The 16,050-nt window shown below is 63.0% G+C and carries 16 protein-coding genes and 1 pseudogene; 5 read left to right on the forward strand and 12 right to left on the reverse strand.

What is annotated here, in order from left to right; all coding sequences use genetic code 11:
* Positions 1-27 precede the first annotated feature (27 nt).
* Positions 28-513 (forward strand): prepilin peptidase, encoded by a 486-nt coding sequence (locus AC3ISR_RS03205; RefSeq protein ID WP_463984727.1) that lies wholly within the window; start codon positions 28-30, stop codon positions 511-513.
* Between the two features lie 116 nt (positions 514-629).
* Positions 630-1,413, forward strand: a pseudogene (locus tag AC3ISR_RS03210) (response regulator transcription factor).
* On the opposite strand, the gene AC3ISR_RS03215 reads toward AC3ISR_RS03210, so the two are convergent.
* The 8 genes from AC3ISR_RS03215 to cpaB are packed head-to-tail and all read right to left on the reverse strand — an operon-like array spanning position 1,410 to position 8,851.
* The gene (locus AC3ISR_RS03215; RefSeq protein ID WP_192300175.1) at positions 1,410-1,685 is read right to left on the reverse strand and encodes a DUF3613 domain-containing protein; all 276 of its coding nucleotides are present in this window, start codon (positions 1,683-1,685) and stop codon (positions 1,410-1,412) included. The pseudogene AC3ISR_RS03210 and the gene AC3ISR_RS03215 sit on opposite strands and share 4 nt — an antisense overlap.
* A 20-nt stretch (positions 1,686-1,705) precedes the next feature.
* Positions 1,706-2,419: a tetratricopeptide repeat protein gene (locus AC3ISR_RS03220; RefSeq protein ID WP_463984728.1), complete on the reverse strand. Its 714-nt coding sequence runs from the start codon at positions 2,417-2,419 to the stop codon at positions 1,706-1,708.
* Between the two features lie 11 nt (positions 2,420-2,430).
* Positions 2,431-3,315, reverse strand: coding sequence for a type II secretion system F family protein (locus tag AC3ISR_RS03225; RefSeq protein ID WP_192300173.1), 885 nt, complete (start codon positions 3,313-3,315; stop codon positions 2,431-2,433).
* 1 nt (position 3,316) lies between these two features.
* Entirely contained in the window at positions 3,317-4,201 is an 885-nt protein-coding gene (locus AC3ISR_RS03230) for a type II secretion system F family protein (RefSeq protein WP_192300172.1), read from the reverse strand.
* 12 nt (positions 4,202-4,213) lie between these two features.
* On the reverse strand, positions 4,214-5,488 hold the full coding sequence (locus AC3ISR_RS03235; protein ID WP_192300171.1) for a TadA family conjugal transfer-associated ATPase: 1,275 nt from the start codon (positions 5,486-5,488) through the stop codon (positions 4,214-4,216).
* Positions 5,485-6,675, reverse strand: coding sequence for a CpaE/TadZ family protein (locus AC3ISR_RS03240; protein WP_463984729.1), 1,191 nt, complete (start codon positions 6,673-6,675; stop codon positions 5,485-5,487). The genes AC3ISR_RS03235 and AC3ISR_RS03240 overlap by 4 nt, the downstream gene beginning before the upstream one ends.
* Entirely contained in the window at positions 6,672-7,889 is a 1,218-nt protein-coding gene (locus AC3ISR_RS03245) for a type II and III secretion system protein family protein (RefSeq protein ID WP_463984730.1), read from the reverse strand. Before AC3ISR_RS03245 ends, AC3ISR_RS03240 begins: the two co-directional genes overlap by 4 nt.
* A 20-nt stretch (positions 7,890-7,909) precedes the next feature.
* Positions 7,910-8,851 carry a Flp pilus assembly protein CpaB gene (gene cpaB / locus AC3ISR_RS03250; RefSeq protein ID WP_192300168.1) on the reverse strand — a complete coding sequence of 314 codons (942 nt, stop codon included), beginning with the start codon at positions 8,849-8,851 and terminating at the stop codon, positions 7,910-7,912.
* Positions 8,852-9,165: 314 nt separating this feature from the next.
* Here cpaB and AC3ISR_RS03255 point away from each other — a divergent pair, with 314 nt between their 5' ends.
* From AC3ISR_RS03255 to AC3ISR_RS03265, 3 genes are read left to right on the forward strand one after another with little or no spacing between them, the layout of a single operon-like run.
* On the forward strand, positions 9,166-9,366 hold the full coding sequence (locus AC3ISR_RS03255; RefSeq protein WP_412547883.1) for a Flp family type IVb pilin: 201 nt from the start codon (positions 9,166-9,168) through the stop codon (positions 9,364-9,366).
* Positions 9,367-9,412: 46 nt separating this feature from the next.
* The gene (locus tag AC3ISR_RS03260) at positions 9,413-9,610 is read left to right on the forward strand and encodes a Flp family type IVb pilin (RefSeq protein WP_192300167.1); all 198 of its coding nucleotides are present in this window, start codon (positions 9,413-9,415) and stop codon (positions 9,608-9,610) included.
* A gap of 55 nt (positions 9,611-9,665) precedes the next feature.
* On the forward strand, positions 9,666-10,073 hold the full coding sequence (locus tag AC3ISR_RS03265; RefSeq protein ID WP_192300166.1) for a response regulator: 408 nt from the start codon (positions 9,666-9,668) through the stop codon (positions 10,071-10,073).
* A gap of 52 nt (positions 10,074-10,125) precedes the next feature.
* Here the strand turns inward: AC3ISR_RS03265 and AC3ISR_RS03270 are convergent, their stop codons facing one another.
* From AC3ISR_RS03270 to AC3ISR_RS03285, 4 genes are all read right to left on the reverse strand, one after another.
* Positions 10,126-11,811 carry a ShlB/FhaC/HecB family hemolysin secretion/activation protein gene (locus tag AC3ISR_RS03270; RefSeq protein WP_463984731.1) on the reverse strand — a complete coding sequence of 562 codons (1,686 nt, stop codon included), beginning with the start codon at positions 11,809-11,811 and terminating at the stop codon, positions 10,126-10,128.
* A 174-nt stretch (positions 11,812-11,985) separates the two neighbouring features.
* A complete protein-coding gene (locus tag AC3ISR_RS03275; protein WP_463984732.1) occupies positions 11,986-13,503 on the reverse strand; it encodes a collagen-like triple helix repeat-containing protein in 1,518 nt (505 codons plus the stop codon).
* A gap of 291 nt (positions 13,504-13,794) precedes the next feature.
* The gene (locus tag AC3ISR_RS03280; RefSeq protein ID WP_463984733.1) at positions 13,795-14,643 is read right to left on the reverse strand and encodes a MaoC family dehydratase; all 849 of its coding nucleotides are present in this window, start codon (positions 14,641-14,643) and stop codon (positions 13,795-13,797) included.
* 2 nt (positions 14,644-14,645) lie between these two features.
* Entirely contained in the window at positions 14,646-15,989 is a 1,344-nt protein-coding gene (locus tag AC3ISR_RS03285) for a 3-oxoacyl-ACP reductase (protein WP_463984734.1), read from the reverse strand.
* Between the last annotated feature and the right edge of the window lie 61 nt (positions 15,990-16,050).

A 16,050-nucleotide genomic window follows, 5' to 3' on the forward strand; every position in this document is an offset into this window, starting at 1 on the left:
CATTCAGTAAAAAGGGATTTTTTTTACGTGATTCACAGCCTCATCGTGTTTGCTTGGCTGGCGCTGTGCGCCGTGCAAGATACCCGTCAACGCCAGATCGCCAACCGCCTGACCCTCGGCGGTTTCGTGCTGGCACTGGTTTACCTGGTGTGGAGCGGTTCCACCTGGCTGGGCGCGACGCCGGCCGAGGGAGCCTGGGCATTTGCCCTTGCCGTGGTGTTCACCTTGCCCGGTTATGCCCTGGGGCGTCTTGGCGCTGCGGATGTAAAACTGCTGGCGGCCCTGGGCCTGGCGAGCAATTGCACGTACTTGCTCGGCACGTTTGTCGGTGCCGGCCTGGCCAGCGTGGTGTGGCTGCTGCTGGCGCCAAAATTGTGGCCGCTGATGAATCAAGGGCTTAGAAATGCCCTTGAGTACCTCGGCCCGCACCAGTCAAAAAAACAGCCCTTCGCGCCGTTTTTGTTGGTCGGATTTACCCTCGCCTGGCTTTGGAACCCACTGATCGCAACGTAGCGTAGCTCTATGTACATAGTCGGAAAGTGCGTCTACGTTTATAGCCAGGATGTGCGTAATAGACGCGGTTGTACCGTTTTGAACCGATTTTTGCTTGGCCAGGCATGGAGTAGAGCGTGAACAAGCTTATCTCTCAGATGAAAGTCCTCGTGGTCGACGATCAGCCCTTGATCGTGGAAGAGTTGTGCGAATACCTCGAAAGCAGCGGTTACCGTTGCGTGCCTTGCGATTCAAGCCGGCAGGCCATCGCGCGGTTCCGTGAAGACGCTGAAATCGCCCTGGTGCTGTGCGACCTGCACATGCCGGAAATGGATGGCATCGAGCTGGTCCAGGAGCTGCAACGCCTTGCCGGCAAACGCCGCGCCTTCGAGGCGATCATGCTGACCGGGCGTGCCGACAAACAAACAGGACGTGATCAAGGCGCTGCGGGCGGGCATCGCCGATTACTATCAGAAGCCGATCAACCTCGAAGAACTGCTTGAAGGCCTGCAACGCCAGGAGGCCGCGTTGCATGAGCGCCAGAAGGATCTGGAACTGGGGCAGTTGAATCAGAAATTGCAGTTCCTGTCCGCGTCGATCGACGACCTTTACCACGACCTCGACAAGGTGCGCAGCGGCCCGCAACCTGCTACTGATGACGCCCTGGGCGACGACGTCGAAGGCGCCGAAATGCCGGTGATCTTCAAGCAACTGTCGCCGCGCCAATTGGATGTGGCGCGCCTGGTCGGCAAGGGCCAGACCAACTACCAGATCGCCTGCGAACTGGGCATCACCGAAAACACGGTGAAGCTCTACGTGTCCCAGGTGCTGCGCCTGACCCACATGCACAACCGCACGCAACTGGCGCTCGCGCTGTCACCCGCCAGCGCGTCGATCCGCCAGCGCGTGAGCGCCCACTAGTTACTGCTGCCACTCTTCGCGGCGCCACCCTGCTTCTGGTCGTAGTACTCGGGAATGGGGTGCTTGTAGCTTTCGATCAAGCGTTGCATGGCCTGCTCGCGTTCCGCCGGGGAGGCTTTTTGCGCTGTGGACGAAGCCAATTGCCCGGTGACCTGCATCTGCAGCCAGCCTTCGGTCTGCTGTTGATAAGGCGATGACGGGCCGGGCTCGATGGCCAGTGCGCTCAGGGGCAGGGTGGCCAGCAGCAGGTGGGCGAACGGTTTGAGTGTCATCTGAATACTCCCTCGGATACTTATTTGACGGGCACTTGCCGTGCGTCGCTGACGGTTGCCACTTGCTCCTTGGCGCGGGGCGCCGAGCGCTTGAGTTGTTCGGCGCGGAGCTGGGCCTGGGTGAATTGCTCGGGGCTCAAGCCAAAGCGGCTGACCAACTGCGACGCCTGCGTCCAGTTGTCCTGATAGATCAGCAGGGTGACCAGGTTGACCGCCGCCAGCGAGCTGCTCTGGTTGAGTTCCATGGCGGTGAGGAATTCGAAGCGCGCGTCCTCCAGGCGCAACTGGTTGAGGTAGACCACGCCGAGGTCATTGCGGATTTTCTCGTCGATGGGCGACAACCTGGCTGCCCGCTGCAAATGCTCCATGGCCTGGCCGTTATCCCCCTTGGCCACCGCCAGTTGGCCCAGCCCGTGCTCGCCCTCGGCCGCCAGGCACGTGCCGAGCAGGCCGCGATACAACCCTTCGGCCTCGCTGCGCCCCAGCAAGCGGTAGACCTTGGCTTTGCGCAGGCGCACCTGCGGCAGGTTGTCCGACAGGTTCTGCAGATTGGCCAGGCTGGCGTGCAGCTTGCCGTCGTTGGCCATGTCGTCGGCGAGGTTCAGCGACAGCTCCTGGTCGGCGTTGGGCTTGGTGCAACTGCCGGTGCCGGCGAACCCGGCCCAGGGAGCCTGGCCCATGTTCGCGCAACCACTGATCAGTAGCAGGCTGCAGGCGGCAAACAGTAATTTCATGGTGCGTCCTCTCAAGTGCCGATGGCCTTGGATATGGCAATAAACCCCGGGCCGGCCAGTACGATCAGCAGCGCGGGAAACAGAAAAACCATCATCACCACCGACATCTTGGCCGACATCTTGGAAATGAATTCCTGCATGCGCGTCAGGCGCCGGTCATCGAGCAGTTGCTTGAGGGCCTGCAACGATTTCATCGCACCGCCGCCCTGATACAGCAGCTGTTGCAGGATGGTGCAGGTGTCGGTGAACTCATCCACGCTGAGCATCAGACTGGTTTTGCTCAGTTCTTCGCCCAGCTCCAGGCCCGAGTCCACCCGTGCCAGCACCAGGCGCAACTCGGCGGTCAGCACCGGCATCAACGTCTGGGAGTCGTTGGACATGACCCGCAAGGTTTGCTCCACCGCCATGCCGGACTCGAACAGGATGCGCAGCAGTGGGATAAAGGTCGAAATCTCCTGGGCGATCTGCTCCTGGCGCCGTTTGGCGACGGAGGCCAGCACACGTTTGGGCAGCAGGTAACCGACGGCAAACCCGAGAAACGGCACCGGCCAGACATGGGCGACGTCCGGGAAAAACAGGCTTTGCACCAGGATCGTCAGGCCCAGCAACAGAATCGGCGCGCCCACCTGGCAGGCGGCGAACATCGAGCGCTGGCTGGCCTTTCTCCAGCCGATGCGGTTGAGCAGGGTCTGGGTTTCGTTGTCCAGGCTGATGGTGCGCTGGCCGATGCGCGTATTGCCCAACTGACGCAGCAACTGGCCCATCTTGTCATCGCGTACGGTGTTGCCCTGTAGCCGCTGGCTGACCAGCCGCTGCTGGCGACGATGGGCGAGCAGGTTGATGACCAGCAGCGCGAGTGCCGCGAAAAACAGGGCGATGCTGATCATCACGGCCATCTCAGACGCTCCTCAGCATGCGCCACAGCGCCACGCACCCGATGACCTGCATGCTGAAGGCGCCGATCAGCAACCATTGGCCGCTGTCATCGGCCCACATGCCCACCAGATACGTCGGGTTGGTCAGCAGGAAATAGCTCGCCACGCTGACCGGCAACAACGCCAGGACCACCGCGGTGACCCGGGTTTCGCCGGTCATTGCGCGCAGTTGGCGCGCACCCTGGTCGCGCTCGCGGATCATCTTGATCAGGTTTTCCAGCAGCTCGCTGGCGTTGCCGCCATACCGATGGTTGACCTTCAAACCGAGGGCAAACAGGCGCAATTCATCCTGTTCATACAGCTCGGCGAAATCGTGGGTGGCCTCCGGCAGGCTGACGCCCAGCAGCACATTGCGCTTGATGCGGCCCATGGCGGTGCGCAGTGGGTCGTCGCTGGCGTCGATAGCGTTGAGCACCGCATCGGCGAGGGTGCGCCCGGATTTGAGACTGCGCACCGCGTGATCGAGCAACTGCGGCAGTTGTTCGATCATGCGCTGCAAGCGCCGTTGATAGCGCAGTGAAATGTAGAAGCGCAGGATCAGCGGCGGCCCCAGTAGCATCACCAGCAATCCCAGCCATTCGAAGGCGAGCAAGCCCAGCACTACGCCCAGCGCCCACAGGCTCAGCCACAGCCCCAGGCGTTCGGTCGGCTTGCCCAGGCCGGCACGCATAAAGGCGCGCTCCAGGCTGTTGAGCAGTGGGTTGCTTTCCTGGGCTTGCGGCTGCCCGTGGGCCAGGCGCTCCAATACGCGGTCGGTCTGGGCCTGACGTACCCCGCGGCGCATCAACTGCACACCGAGCAACAACATGGCCAGGGAGGTCAGCGCGAGCAGTATCGGACCAAGCATGGGGCACGCCTCCTAGTGCGGCAGGTGGCTCTCGCGGCGCAGCTTGTCGCCGGCGGGGTGGATGGCCTCGCGCAAGAATCCGTAGCCGGTGCGCTTGTCGAGGCGGAACAAGGTATTGGTGACGTAGATGTCATCGCGCACGCCGACCACTTCCACCACTTCGGTGACGCAGCGGCGGCCGTCGGGCAGGCGTGACAATTGGATGATCACGTCGAGTGCCGCGCAGATCATCTGGCGCAGGGTTTTTTCCGCGATCAGGCGCCCGGTCAGGCCCACCAGCGTCTCCAGGCGCAGCAGCGCGTCCTGGGCATTGTTGGCGTGCACGGTGCTCATCGAGCCGTCGTGGCCGGTGTTCATTGCGGTGAGCACATCGAGCACTTCGACGCCACGGATCTCGCCAAGGATGATGCGGTCCGGGCGCATCCGCAGGGCGTTGCGGATCAGGTCGCTGGCCTTTACTTCGCCGTGGCCTTCGGCATTCGGCGGGCGGGTTTCCAGGCGTACCACGTGGGGGTGGCCCAGTTGCAGTTCAGCCACGTCTTCGATGGTGACCAGCCGTTCATGGGGGTTGATCAGTTGGCTGAGGATGTTCAGCAAGGTGGTCTTGCCGGTGCCGGTACCGCCACTGATCAGGATGTTGCAGCGCTTGCCCACCGCGCCCTGGAAGAACTCGAAAATCGGCTGGTCGATGGTTTGCATCGCCACCAGGTCGCTGCTTTTGAGCATGTCCTTGCGGAATTTCCGGATCGACAGGCACGGCCCATCCAGGGCAATCGGCGGGATGATCGCGTTGACCCGGCTGCCGTCGGGCAGCCGCGCATCGACCATCGGCGAGGACTCATCCAGGCGCCGCCCCAACGGCGCGAGGATGCGCTGCATGACGCGTTCTACGTGATGGTCATCGATAAACCGCAGGTCACTCTGGTGCAGCAACCCCTCGCGCTCAACGAACACCCGATGGGGGCCGTTGACCAGGATTTCAGTGACGGAGGCATCGCGCAGCAGCACTTCCAGGGGGCCGAAGCCCGTGAGTTCGTCGACGATCTCTTCGGCCAGGCGTTCCATCTCGTAGCGGGAAATCGCCAGGTGCATGCGGGTGATGTATTCGCTGACCTTGTCGATCACAAACTGCGCGAGGGACTGGCGTGTGCCTTCCAGCAGGTTGCGCCCCGACTCCTCGATGGCATCGATGATGTAGCGGTGCAGTACCAGCTTGAGGCCGTCATGGTCGGTGTTGCCGACGGCGCTGCGCCCGCCCGGCCCGCCGAACAGTTTGTCGCCGCTCATTTGGTGCTCCAAAGACGGGTCAGCCAGTTGGCGGTGGGTTTCTCAAGGCCTTCGGAGCGCTTGGCCAAGCGCTCGCCGAGGTTGCGCAAGCCTTGGGTCAACGGTTCGCGCGGGGCCAGGGTGAACAGGCTTTGGCCCTGATTCTTGGCGTTGAGGCGGATGTCTGCACTCAGCGGCAATATGGCCATCACCTCCAGGCCGAAGGTTTTGCCCAAGGCTTCGGCCTCGGGCGCGGCGCCTTTGATGTAGCGGTCGATCAGCAGCCGCCCGTGTTCGAGTTTCATGCCCTTTTCGCGCCAGCGATTGAGCACTGCCAGGTTGCGACGGCAGTCGAGCACACTCTGGTCGGTGCACCACAAGAGCTTGTCGCAGTGGCTGACAACGGTGCGCAGGGCGTCGCTGTCCGGCTGCCCAGTGAGGTTCACCACGATGTGCTGGAAGTGTTGGCGCAGGGCGCTGAGCAGCATGTACAACTCGGCGGCACTGGTTTGTTCCAGGGGATCGTCGCCGTCGGTGTAGGCGAGGATCCGTAACCCATCCTCGGCCTGGGTAAAGGCGCTGTTGATCAGCGTGGCGTCGAGGCGGCGCAGGTGGCGCAGGGCATCGCCAAAGTGGAACGAGCTTTCCAGGCCGAGCAACGCCAGGCTGTCGCCCCGTGGCAGGCCCAGGTCGAGCACCAGGGTTTGCTGGCCACTTTTCTGCACCACGTGGGCCAGGTGGTCGGCCAGCATGGCGCCGTCGGTGCCGCACTGGGTGCCGTACAGCACGGTCAGGCCGCCCAGGTGGCTGGTGTGGGCCACGGCGGGCAGGCGTTTGCCCAGGCGCCGGACCAGCCCCGCCACTTCGCTGGAGCGCGAGCCGTAGGCGACAAAGTCCCGGGCCCCGGCGCGCATGGCGTTCAGCACCAGTTGATTGTCCATGCCGTCGCCCAGGGCCACGATGGCCAGCATGGGCTTGGCCTCCAGGGCGCCTTCGATCAAAGCGCACTGGTTGCTGACGTTTTCCCGGTCCAGGCCGATGAACACCAGGTTGGCGAAGGTCACGTCTACCAACGCCAGCAATTCGTCGAGGCTGCCGCTGCCGGCGCTGACCACTTGGCCGAGGGGCGCGAGGGCACCCTGCAGCCATTCCAGGTCGGTGCCGTTGCGGGTGATTGCAAGGAAGGTCTGGCTCAGGCTTTCACTCATTGGGACAGTCCCGTGCGTCGGTCGAAATTACCGTTTTCGAGGAAGAACAGGCGATACCAGTTCGGGTCATAGCTGCGCAGTTTTTCCCCAGGCAGCGAAGGCAGTTGCGCGTTGGCGGCCAGGGGTTGGACCAGGTGCGGGGTGACAATCATCAGCAGCTCTTTTTCTTCGCGGCTGATGTTGGAGTCACGGAAAAATGCACCCAGGATCGGGATGTCACCCAGGCCGGGAAACTTGGCGATGGTCGAACGGTTGTTGGTGCTGATCAGCCCGCTGATCACGAAGCTTTCGCCATCGGCCAGGGACACGCTGGTGTCGGTGCGGCGCACGGTAAGCGCGGGCACCTGGATGCCCTGGATCGCGATGGCGTTGCTGTAGTCCAGTTCGCTGACTTCCGGCGCCACCTTGAGGGTGATGCGGTTGCGGTCGATCACCGTGGGGGTGAGGGTCAAGCGGATGCCGAATTCCTTGTACTCGATGGAGATGCTGTCGCTGCCGGAACTGGGTACCGGAATCGGCACTTCGCCGCCGGCCAGGAAGGTCGCGCTCTGGCCGCTCAGGGCCACCAGGCTGGGGCGTGCGAGGGTGTAGGCGAAGCCGCTGCTTTCCAGGGCATTGATCATCGCCTTGACTCGACCCCCGCCGAAGCCGACGTTGAAATTGTCGGTACTCACCGGCAGTTTGAACACGCTCTCCGAGGGCGAGACGATGCTCGGGCTGCTGACGAAGAAGTTGGTGCCGATCCCCAGGAACTTGGTGCTCGCCTCCTTGAGCTTGGTGCGGCTGACTTCAACGAAGCGGATGTCGGTCTGCACCTGGCTGGGCAGCGAAGGGTCATCCGATGGCGACAGCGACAGGCTGGTCAACGCCGAAGTGGCCTTGCCTTTGACGAACACCATGGTCTGGCGCGGGTTGGGCGAGCAGGCGGTCCAGATCATCAGGGTGGTGGCGCCGGGTGCGACGCCGGTGAGCAGGAAGGCCTGGTTGCCGTTGACGTGTACGTCGGCGATTTTCGGATCGCCGACGGCCAGCCGGGTAATGGCGACCGGCGACTGTATGGCCTGTTGCAGCCCTTCACCCACCTCCAGCGTGGCGGGCAACTGTCCCAGGCTGGCGCAGTTGGCGGAAGCCGCCTGGGCGGCCGCGACGGGCAGGCTGAGGGTGATGACGGTCCAGAACACTCGCGAAAACTTCGGCATGGAACGACTGCTCATTCAAGACATCCTTAGCGCTATCAGGGCGTTTGTTGAGTGATCTGGTTGCCGCGTATGACTTCGACCCCAGAGCGCCGCGGGGCGCCCGTGGTGGCGGGCCGGTTGAAGTTGCCGAGGGGCGGCGTGGTGAGCGCCAGTTGGTTGAATTGGTAGAGATCGCGCTTGGCGCTGTCGAGGTTGGCCATGGCGTCGGTGCCGCCGCTCCAGTAGTGGCTCAGGCGCTGCTCGTCGGCGCTGCGTACGGCCAGGCGCAGGTTGCCGGCTTGTATGGCCAGGACCAGGCGGGTCATCAACTGTTCAGGCACCGCCAGCAACACCGTGCGCGCACTGGCGCGGTTTTGTTGTTGCCTGGCCTTGTCTTCCTGGGTGACGGGTACCGGGGAGCCGGGTTTGCCGTCGTTGGTCAGCCCCAGCTGATCACCCACGCCCAGCAGGCGCAGGGCCGGGATGATGGTTTGTGCGGAGGGTTGCGGGTTGCCGTTTTCCTGGCGCAGATAGAGCATCACGTCAACGTAGTCACCCGGGTTGAGTTGGCCGCCGGCGCCGGTCACTTCATCCACGGCGACCGCCAGTGCGCGCTCATCGGGGCGGATCATGCGGGACAGGTTGCCGCCGGCGCTGAAGCTCTCTTCGGTCAGCCAGGTGCCGGCTTCCAGGGCGCGCCATGGGGCGCGGCCGACGGCTTGGTCCAGGCGGGTCAGGCTGCCGGCGGGCACGGTCTTGAGTTTTTCCACGCTCAGGTCGGCGGCGGTCAGCGCGACGAAGGGCGGCACGTCATGGATCAGTACGACCACGGGTAGGCGGGTCGGGTCTTCGACGGGAGCCACGGGGGCGTTGTTAATGACAGGTGGCGCGACGGCGGTGATGGGCTCCGGCCGGCTCAGGACGAGGCCCCAATACCCGGCGATCAGCGCGCCGAGCAGCAATATCACGGCCAGAATCATGCTGATACGACTGCTCATAAAGGCTCTCCCTTTCCTGCTGCCGGGCCTGCCATCGGGTCCGTCCAGCGACTACGCAATCAGTGCATTCTGGGCTTCTGACTATTTCGCTATTTGAAGGTAGTAGAGCTAGGACAAAACGCCATTAATCCGTCTGAATATTATGCGTCGCCACACAAATACAGGGGGGTTGGCGCCATGAAACTGACTAATACTTTGTGATTAGTCGCTTGTTACAGTTGTTGGGAGTGGATTTGCCGACAATGCTCTTGTGGCATAGCAAGATCATGTTGCAAGCCCGCTACATCGCGCTTCCTGCGCAAAGGAGAAGTCATATGTTCAATATGTTCCTTGACGGTATTCGCAAGGTGTTCATCAAAATCCAGATCCTGTCGTATGGCAGGGAAGGGGCTTCCGGTATTGAATATGCGATTGTTGCAGCGATGTGTGCGGCGGTCATCGGGGCGTTCATGTCGCCGATCAGCACCAAGGTGAAGGCTATCTTTACTTCCATACAAACCGGGATCGGTACTTGATGTTTTAATGCGTTGCGTTCTCCTCTTTAGTTTGACGGAGCTCTACATGCACATCGAAGACAGCATTCGCAGCGCGTACGTGAAAGTGCAAGTAATGGTGAGCGCCAGGGACGGCGCCTCCGGCATCGAGTACGCCATTGTGGCGGCGATGTGCGCGGCGGTGATCGGTATTTTCATGACCCCGATCAGCGACCGTGTGAAGGTGTTGTTCAACCTGATCGAAACGAGCCTGCTGTCGACTTGATCATTTTATTGACGCGACTAACCTGAGTACATTCTTAGTGTCAGGATCTTTTTCCATGAGCCTCCCTGCCTCGTCTTCCCGGCAACAAATCCTCTTGGTGGACGACGAAGAAGACGCCCTGATCGAACTCGCCGAATCCCTCGCAAATGAGGGATTTGTCTGTTTCACCGCCACCTCCGTCACCTTCGCGCTACAGGAATTGACCCTCAACCCCGACATCGCGCTGATCATCACCGACCTGCGCATGCCCGAGGAAAGTGGCATCTCTCTGATCAAGCGCCTGCGCGAACACACCGACCGCCAGCACCTGCCGGTGATCGTGATGTCGGGTCATGCCGAGATGGATGACGTCAGCGACATGCTGCGCCTGCAAGTGCTGGATCTGTTTCGCAAGCCGATCTATCTGGTGCGCTTGATCGATACCCTCAACAATCTGTTTCCTCTCCAGAAACGCCATCTCTGACCTCAATGGCGAGGCAACAAGCGCCCTCGCCACAGATTTACAACCCTGCCGTTCAGAGTTGATAGCTGAAGCTCAAGGTATAGCGCGGCCGCCGATCAAAGCTGTCCAGCGCGACGTCCGACATCGGCTTGGCCGCTTCCAGCGCAATGTTGTAGTACTTGCTGTCGCCAAAGCGCAGGCCGACGGCCGCCGAGGACAGGTTATTGCCCTTGACCGGCACTTCGTTGAACCACGTCTTGGCGCGGTCGAACACCACGTAGGGTTGCAGGATGCGCACCCAGTCGCCGGCGCGGTTGTAGCTGTAGTTGACCTCGTAGGCCACGCCCCAGCCCTTGTCGCCGGAACCCTGGTCATCCGGGTAGCCTCGGCCGAAATTCTGCCCGCCGAACGTGGCGCGTTCGCTGTCGGGCAGGGTGTCGTCGCTCCAGTAGAGCGCCCCCGACAGCACGCCCTGGAAGTTGCTGGCGAACAGCTTGTTGCTTTGCACGCCGGACAGGCGCAGGCGGAAGAAGTCGAGGTCGGGTTTTAACCCTTGCAGATCGCTGCGGGTCTTGGCGCCCATGCCGTTGATGCCTTGGTACAAACCGGCGCTGAGGATGCGCAGTTGGTCGCTGTCGGCCTTGCGCCAGTCGCCTTCGAAGGCCAGGGCGCGCAGGTCTGTTTCGACATCGAAGCGATTGGGGAAACCCACCAGTTGATAGCGGGTTTTCTGGTCGACGCCGTACAAGCGTGTACCCAGGCTCAACGACTCGGTCGGCGAGGCGATCAGCGGGTGGCTCAAACCAATGGAGAATCGGTCGATGGCCTGGTGCGGCTTGAGCTCGAAACCGCCGCCCAGTTGCAAATGGGTGCCTGGGTCGGCGCGGTAGCGTTCCCCCGAAAGTGCCAGTTGGGTGCCCTCGGCGTTGATGAATTGGCTGTAGGCGGCGCGGTAGTAGTGTTCCTTGTCGTCGCCCGGCGGGAACAGGCCACTGACGGTCAACTGCTCGCCCATGGACGTCTGGGAGTTGCTGGTGGCGCTGAGCAGCGCTTGCAGGCCGCCACGGCTGGCCTGGTTGAGGCTCATGCTGGTGGTGAACGGCTTGCGGCTGGCGGTGATCTGCATGCGGGTGCCGCCGTCGGTGGTGCCCGGTGGCGGCACTTGCGCCTGGAGCGTCACGCCCGGTATCGCGCCCATCAGCGTGGTGTAACGCTCGAAGGTCTTGCGTGTGAGGGGGCGTTCGGCCTTGAGTTTGTCCGCGAGTTTGGCGACGTAGGCCGACACCGAGCCGATGTCGCCCTGCACTTGGTAATCGCGGATATAGCCCTCCACCAGCACCACGTGCACCAGGCCGCCTTCGAAATGTTGTTCCGGCAGGAACGCGTAGGACAGCAGGTAGCCGTCCGCCTGGTAGCGCCGGGTGATGCTGCGGGTGGCTTCGATCAGGTGGGCCAGGTCTGTTTCGTGGCCAATCAGCGGCTCGAACGCCTGGGCCAGTTCCTTGAGCGGGTAGACCGTGCCACCGTCGATCTGCAGTTTGCGGATGGTCACTTTGGTGTCCATCAATAAGGGTTTTGCTTCGCTGGCTGCGGGCGTCGGCAACTGGGTCTGCGGGGTGTTCGGTCGATAGGCATCGGCGGGCAGGTTGGGCACGGGCAGGTTGCGGATGGTGTCGTTGCTATTGAGGAAGCTGGGCAGGGTATCGGCGTGGGCGTAGGCACTGAGGGTGAGCAACAACAACGGCGTGAAAGCGCGCATAGGACACTCCATGGTCAAAACTGCTGCAGCGTTTCGCAGATTCCCGCCGGGCTCTGGGGGCGCGGTTCGGGTGCCTTTCATTGGCGCTAAAAAAGACGAGAGACTTACTGGGTCTCTCGTCTCAACCAAGCGTAGGCGCTGTAGGGGAGGCCGTCTAATCGGCCAGGTGCAATTCTATTTCTTGCCAATCAGGCCTCCGAGCAGGCCGCCGTTGCTGCTCGTACCGGCGCTGGCGCTGGCGGATGCGCTGCCGCCCAGGTTCAGGCCGCCACCGAGCAACCCACCGCCGCTGGTGCCACCTGTGACCACGCCACCCACCGAGGCCACGGTGTTGCCGACGGCGTTCACAGTGCCGCCCAAGGCATTGGTGACCGGGTTGGCATTGGTGCCGACGATGGCGCCGCCCAGGTTGCTCACAGCCCCGCCGACGTTGGTGACCAGGCCATTGACCGGAGCGCCGAGCCCAGTGGCGCTACCGACGTTCTGCGTGAGGCTGGTGACGCCGCTGGTGACCGGGTTGAGCGCGCCACCCACGCTGGTGGTGAGTGCCGCCACCGGCGCACCCGCTGCGCTGTTCGGCACGCCGCTGCCGCCGAGCAGCGTGCCCAGGGATGCCACGCTGCCGCCTGCGTTGCCGCCCGTGATGCCCGCCGCACTGACCAGGCCATTGGTGTTGCCGGCATTGAGGCCGTTGCCGGCGCCGGCGATCACGCCGCCGATGAGTTCCGGCAGGCCGAGGTTGGTTGTCCCCGTGCCGCCACCCGTGCCGCCGGTTGGGTTGACGTAGCCCCCGGCGCTGGCGACCACGGTACCCGCGCCATTGAGCACGCTGCCCACCGCGCCGGTGACTGGGTTGCCAGTGCCGCCCGCACTGGCGACTTGATTGCCGAGACCGTCGACGGTACTCCCGACTTTATTCAGCAGGCCACTGACAGGGCTGTTCAGGCCGGTCGCGGTGCCGACTTGGCCGGTGGTTTTTTCCACCAGCGAGACCACGGGCACCAGCACTCTGGCGCCGACGGCATTGGTGACCGAACCCAGTGGGCCGGTGGTGCCGGCGGTACTCAGGGTGTCGCCGAGCATGGTCACGACGTTGCCGACATTGTCGACTGCCCCGCCGACCACCGGCGCGACACCGCTGACCACGGGCACGCGCCCGAGCAAGGTGGCAACGTTGGTGCCGGTCGTGCTCACGCCATCACCCAGGTCCGAGACACCGTTGCCGACCCCGGCGAGGGTCGTGCCCAGTGCGTTGCTGTCAGTGCCGAGCGTGCCCAAGCCGTCCGACAGGCCAGTGCCGATGCTGCCCACTGCGGTGCCAGTGGCAGTCACCAGGCCGCCGGCGGTAGCGCCGACAATCGGCAGGTTGCCTAGTTGGGTGCCTAGGCTTTCGACAGCGGTGCCGGCACCGGTCACGGTAGTGCCCACGGTGTCGACGACGGTGGCGGTGACCAATGGCGTGGTCGTGCCGCCGGTGCCAGTGCCAGGACCGGTGGTGCCGCCACCTGTTCCACCTCCAGTGCCGCCGCCAGTACCACCGCCGGTGCCACCTGTGCCGGCAGTCGTATCGTCGGTGGAGGACGAGCCGCCGCTGTGATGCCCACCACCGCCGCTGCTGCAACCGCCGAGTGTCAGTGCTACGGCGAGGGCGAGTGCGGTACTTGCTTTCCAAAACACTACTTGAGTTTTCATGATTGAGTTCCTTGCACCTGTACAACCTGAGTTGTCTTCAAACACTCGCTATTTCTTTGGATAGCGATGGGTTTGTCCGTGGAATCATCACAGGCCTGGGGCAACTTTCGCGCAATGCTCAACTTGGTATTAACGATTTATATAGGGAGGGCAAGTGTGTACTTGGCGATTAATACGAAGGGTGTAGGGGGAGGATGTATATATATTAAAAAACATGGGGTTGAATAAATGGGCGGACTTTATGAAGTCCGCTATCACTTAAGGTGTATATATACAATTTATCGGTTTGTTTCAGGCAATGGGTTGCCACTTGCCGAGCATATGCTCAATCTCTTCGCTGCCTTTCAACACCCATTCACCACTGGAACCGGCTGCGCTGGTGAATAACCGCACTTCACTGGGCAAGCGCACCGGTTTTTTGAACTCGACGTGTATTTCGATATTGGCCGCGGGCAGATGCTCACCGAGGGCGGCGAGGGCGTGCGCCTTGTTCCATAGACCGTGGGCAATGGCCTGGGGGAACCCGAACAGCCTGGCGGTCAGGGCGCTGAGGTGGATCGGGTTGTAGTCGCCGGACACCCTGGCATAACGCCGACCGACGTCGGCAGGGGCGGGCCAGCGTGTCAGTTCGCTGACGGGGGTGGGCGTGGGCAGGGCGTCGTCCGCCGCGTTGCCGTCAGTCTTCACGCCTCGGCAAAGCATGCGGCTTTCGGCTTCCCACAGCAGGCCCAGGGCATCTTCGACGGTGGTCACCACGTCAAAGGTCGCACCCTTGGGGTGAGGCTTGAGGTTTTGCGTGTGTACGCTGAGGGTCAGCTCGCTGATGCCGCCCAAGGGCCTGTGGATACGGATGCAGTTGCCCAGGTGAATCAGGCCCAGCAACGGGAAGGGGAACCTTGTGTCGGTGAGCAACTGCATCTGCAGGCCGAACGCCAGGATATGCGGGTACGTCGCCGGCAGGATCGGGCTGTCGGCAAAGCCGCAGACCCTGCGATAGGCCGCCACGTGCGTAGGGTCGACGCTGACCCGGCAGCGCAGCCCCAGGGCGGGCAAGGTGTCGCCGCTGATTTTGCGCTTGAGCGCCGCACGCCAGTACAGCGGTGGCAGAAACGGAGTGCTGCCTAAGGTTTGCCAATCCATGGCTACGCTCCCAGAAGACTTTGCCCGCACACCCGCAGCGCCTGGCCGCTGACCGCGCCGGACCCCGGTTGGCCAAGCCAGGCCACGGCCTCGGCGACGTCTTGCGGCAGGCCGCCCTGGCCCAGCGAATTCATGCGACGCCCGGCCTCACGCAGGCCGAACGGGATATGCGCGGTCATCTGGGTTTCAATGAAGCCCGGCGCCACGGCATTGATGCTGATGCCACGGCCCTTGAGCAGCGGCGCCCAGGCCTGTGCGAGGCCGATCAAGCCGGCCTTGCTCGCGGCGTAGTTGGTTTGCCCACGGTTGCCGGCGATGCCACTGATGGAGGCGAGCAGCACCACGCGGGCGTGGTCTTGCAGGGTGCCGCTGTCGATCAGCGCCTTGGTCAGCACTTGCGGGGCGTTCAGGTTGACCGCCACCACCGCGTCCCAAAAGTCCGGGGTCATGTTGGCCAAGGTCTTGTCGCGGGTGATACCGGCGTTGTGCACCAGAATGTCGAGGCCGGTGGGCAGTTGCTCGACCAACTGGTCGGCGGCGGCGTCGGCGCAGATGTCCAGCGCGACGCTACGCGCACCCAGGCGTGCGGCCAGAGCGTCGAGGTCGGTCTTGGCCTGGGGCACATCGAGCAGGACCACCTCGGCGCCGTCGCGGGCGAGGGTCTCGGCGATGGCCGCGCCAATGCCTCGGGCGGCTCCGGTGACCAGCGCCGTGCGCCCGGCCAGCGGGCGGGTCCAGTCCTCGACCGGCGTGGCGCAGGCTTCCAGGCGGATCACCTGGCCCGAGATGTATGCGCTTTTGGGTGAGAGGAAGAATCGCAGCGCGCCTTCCAGTTGGTCTTCGGCGCCGTCACCGACGTAAAGCAATTGCAGCACGCCACCGTTGCGCAACTCTTTGGCCAGGGACCGGCTGAAGCCTTCAAGGGCGCGTTGGGCACTGGCCGCGAATGGGTTGAGGAAGCTCTCTGGCGCACGACCGAGGATCACCAGGTGTGCGCTGTTATCGAGGTTTTTCAGCAGTGGCTGGAAGAATTCGCGCAGTTGCTTGAGTTGCTCGGTGTGCTGCAACTCACTGGCGTCGAATACCACGGCCTTGATCTTCGGGCCATGTCCGGGGATCCATGTCGAGGTTTCGGTGCCGTAGGTGTAAATGGCGTCGGTGAGTTTGTGCGCGAATGCCTGCACCTTGTCCACCAACCCGCCACCGCCGAGTAACAAGGCGCCTTCGACCGGGCGCAGACGCCCGGCCTGCCAGCGTTCCAGGCGTACCGGTGACGGCAGGCCAAGGGCGGCGACCAGACGATGGCCGAGGCCTGAATTGGCGAAGTCGATATAACGGTCAGGCATGGAACGCTCTCCAGAAACTGTGGTTCAAAGAAGAGTTGACCATCAAAACGCGCTAGTCGTT

Source organism: Pseudomonas sp. GL_117 (genome assembly GCF_057835125.1).

Coding starts and splice junctions, on each gene's coding strand:
- AC3ISR_RS03280 (WP_463984733.1), bottom strand. CDS start 14,643: ATGGATTGGCAAACCTTAGGCAGCACTCCGTTTCTGCCACCGCTGTAC.
- AC3ISR_RS03285 (WP_463984734.1), bottom strand. CDS start 15,989: ATGCCTGACCGTTATATCGACTTCGCCAATTCAGGCCTCGGCCATCGT.
- AC3ISR_RS03265 (WP_192300166.1), top strand. CDS start 9,666: ATGAGCCTCCCTGCCTCGTCTTCCCGGCAACAAATCCTCTTGGTGGAC.
- AC3ISR_RS03270 (WP_463984731.1), bottom strand. CDS start 11,811: ATGCGCGCTTTCACGCCGTTGTTGTTGCTCACCCTCAGTGCCTACGCC.
- AC3ISR_RS03220 (WP_463984728.1), bottom strand. CDS start 2,419: ATGAAATTACTGTTTGCCGCCTGCAGCCTGCTACTGATCAGTGGTTGC.
- AC3ISR_RS03230 (WP_192300172.1), bottom strand. CDS start 4,201: ATGCTTGGTCCGATACTGCTCGCGCTGACCTCCCTGGCCATGTTGTTG.
- AC3ISR_RS03255 (WP_412547883.1), top strand. CDS start 9,166: ATGTTCAATATGTTCCTTGACGGTATTCGCAAGGTGTTCATCAAAATC.
- AC3ISR_RS03240 (WP_463984729.1), bottom strand. CDS start 6,675: ATGAGTGAAAGCCTGAGCCAGACCTTCCTTGCAATCACCCGCAACGGC.
- cpaB (WP_192300168.1), bottom strand. CDS start 8,851: ATGAGCAGTCGTATCAGCATGATTCTGGCCGTGATATTGCTGCTCGGC.
- AC3ISR_RS03275 (WP_463984732.1), bottom strand. CDS start 13,503: ATGAAAACTCAAGTAGTGTTTTGGAAAGCAAGTACCGCACTCGCCCTC.
- AC3ISR_RS03215 (WP_192300175.1), bottom strand. CDS start 1,685: ATGACACTCAAACCGTTCGCCCACCTGCTGCTGGCCACCCTGCCCCTG.
- AC3ISR_RS03225 (WP_192300173.1), bottom strand. CDS start 3,315: ATGGCCGTGATGATCAGCATCGCCCTGTTTTTCGCGGCACTCGCGCTG.
- AC3ISR_RS03245 (WP_463984730.1), bottom strand. CDS start 7,889: ATGAGCAGTCGTTCCATGCCGAAGTTTTCGCGAGTGTTCTGGACCGTC.
- AC3ISR_RS03260 (WP_192300167.1), top strand. CDS start 9,413: ATGCACATCGAAGACAGCATTCGCAGCGCGTACGTGAAAGTGCAAGTA.
- AC3ISR_RS03235 (WP_192300171.1), bottom strand. CDS start 5,488: ATGAGCGGCGACAAACTGTTCGGCGGGCCGGGCGGGCGCAGCGCCGTC.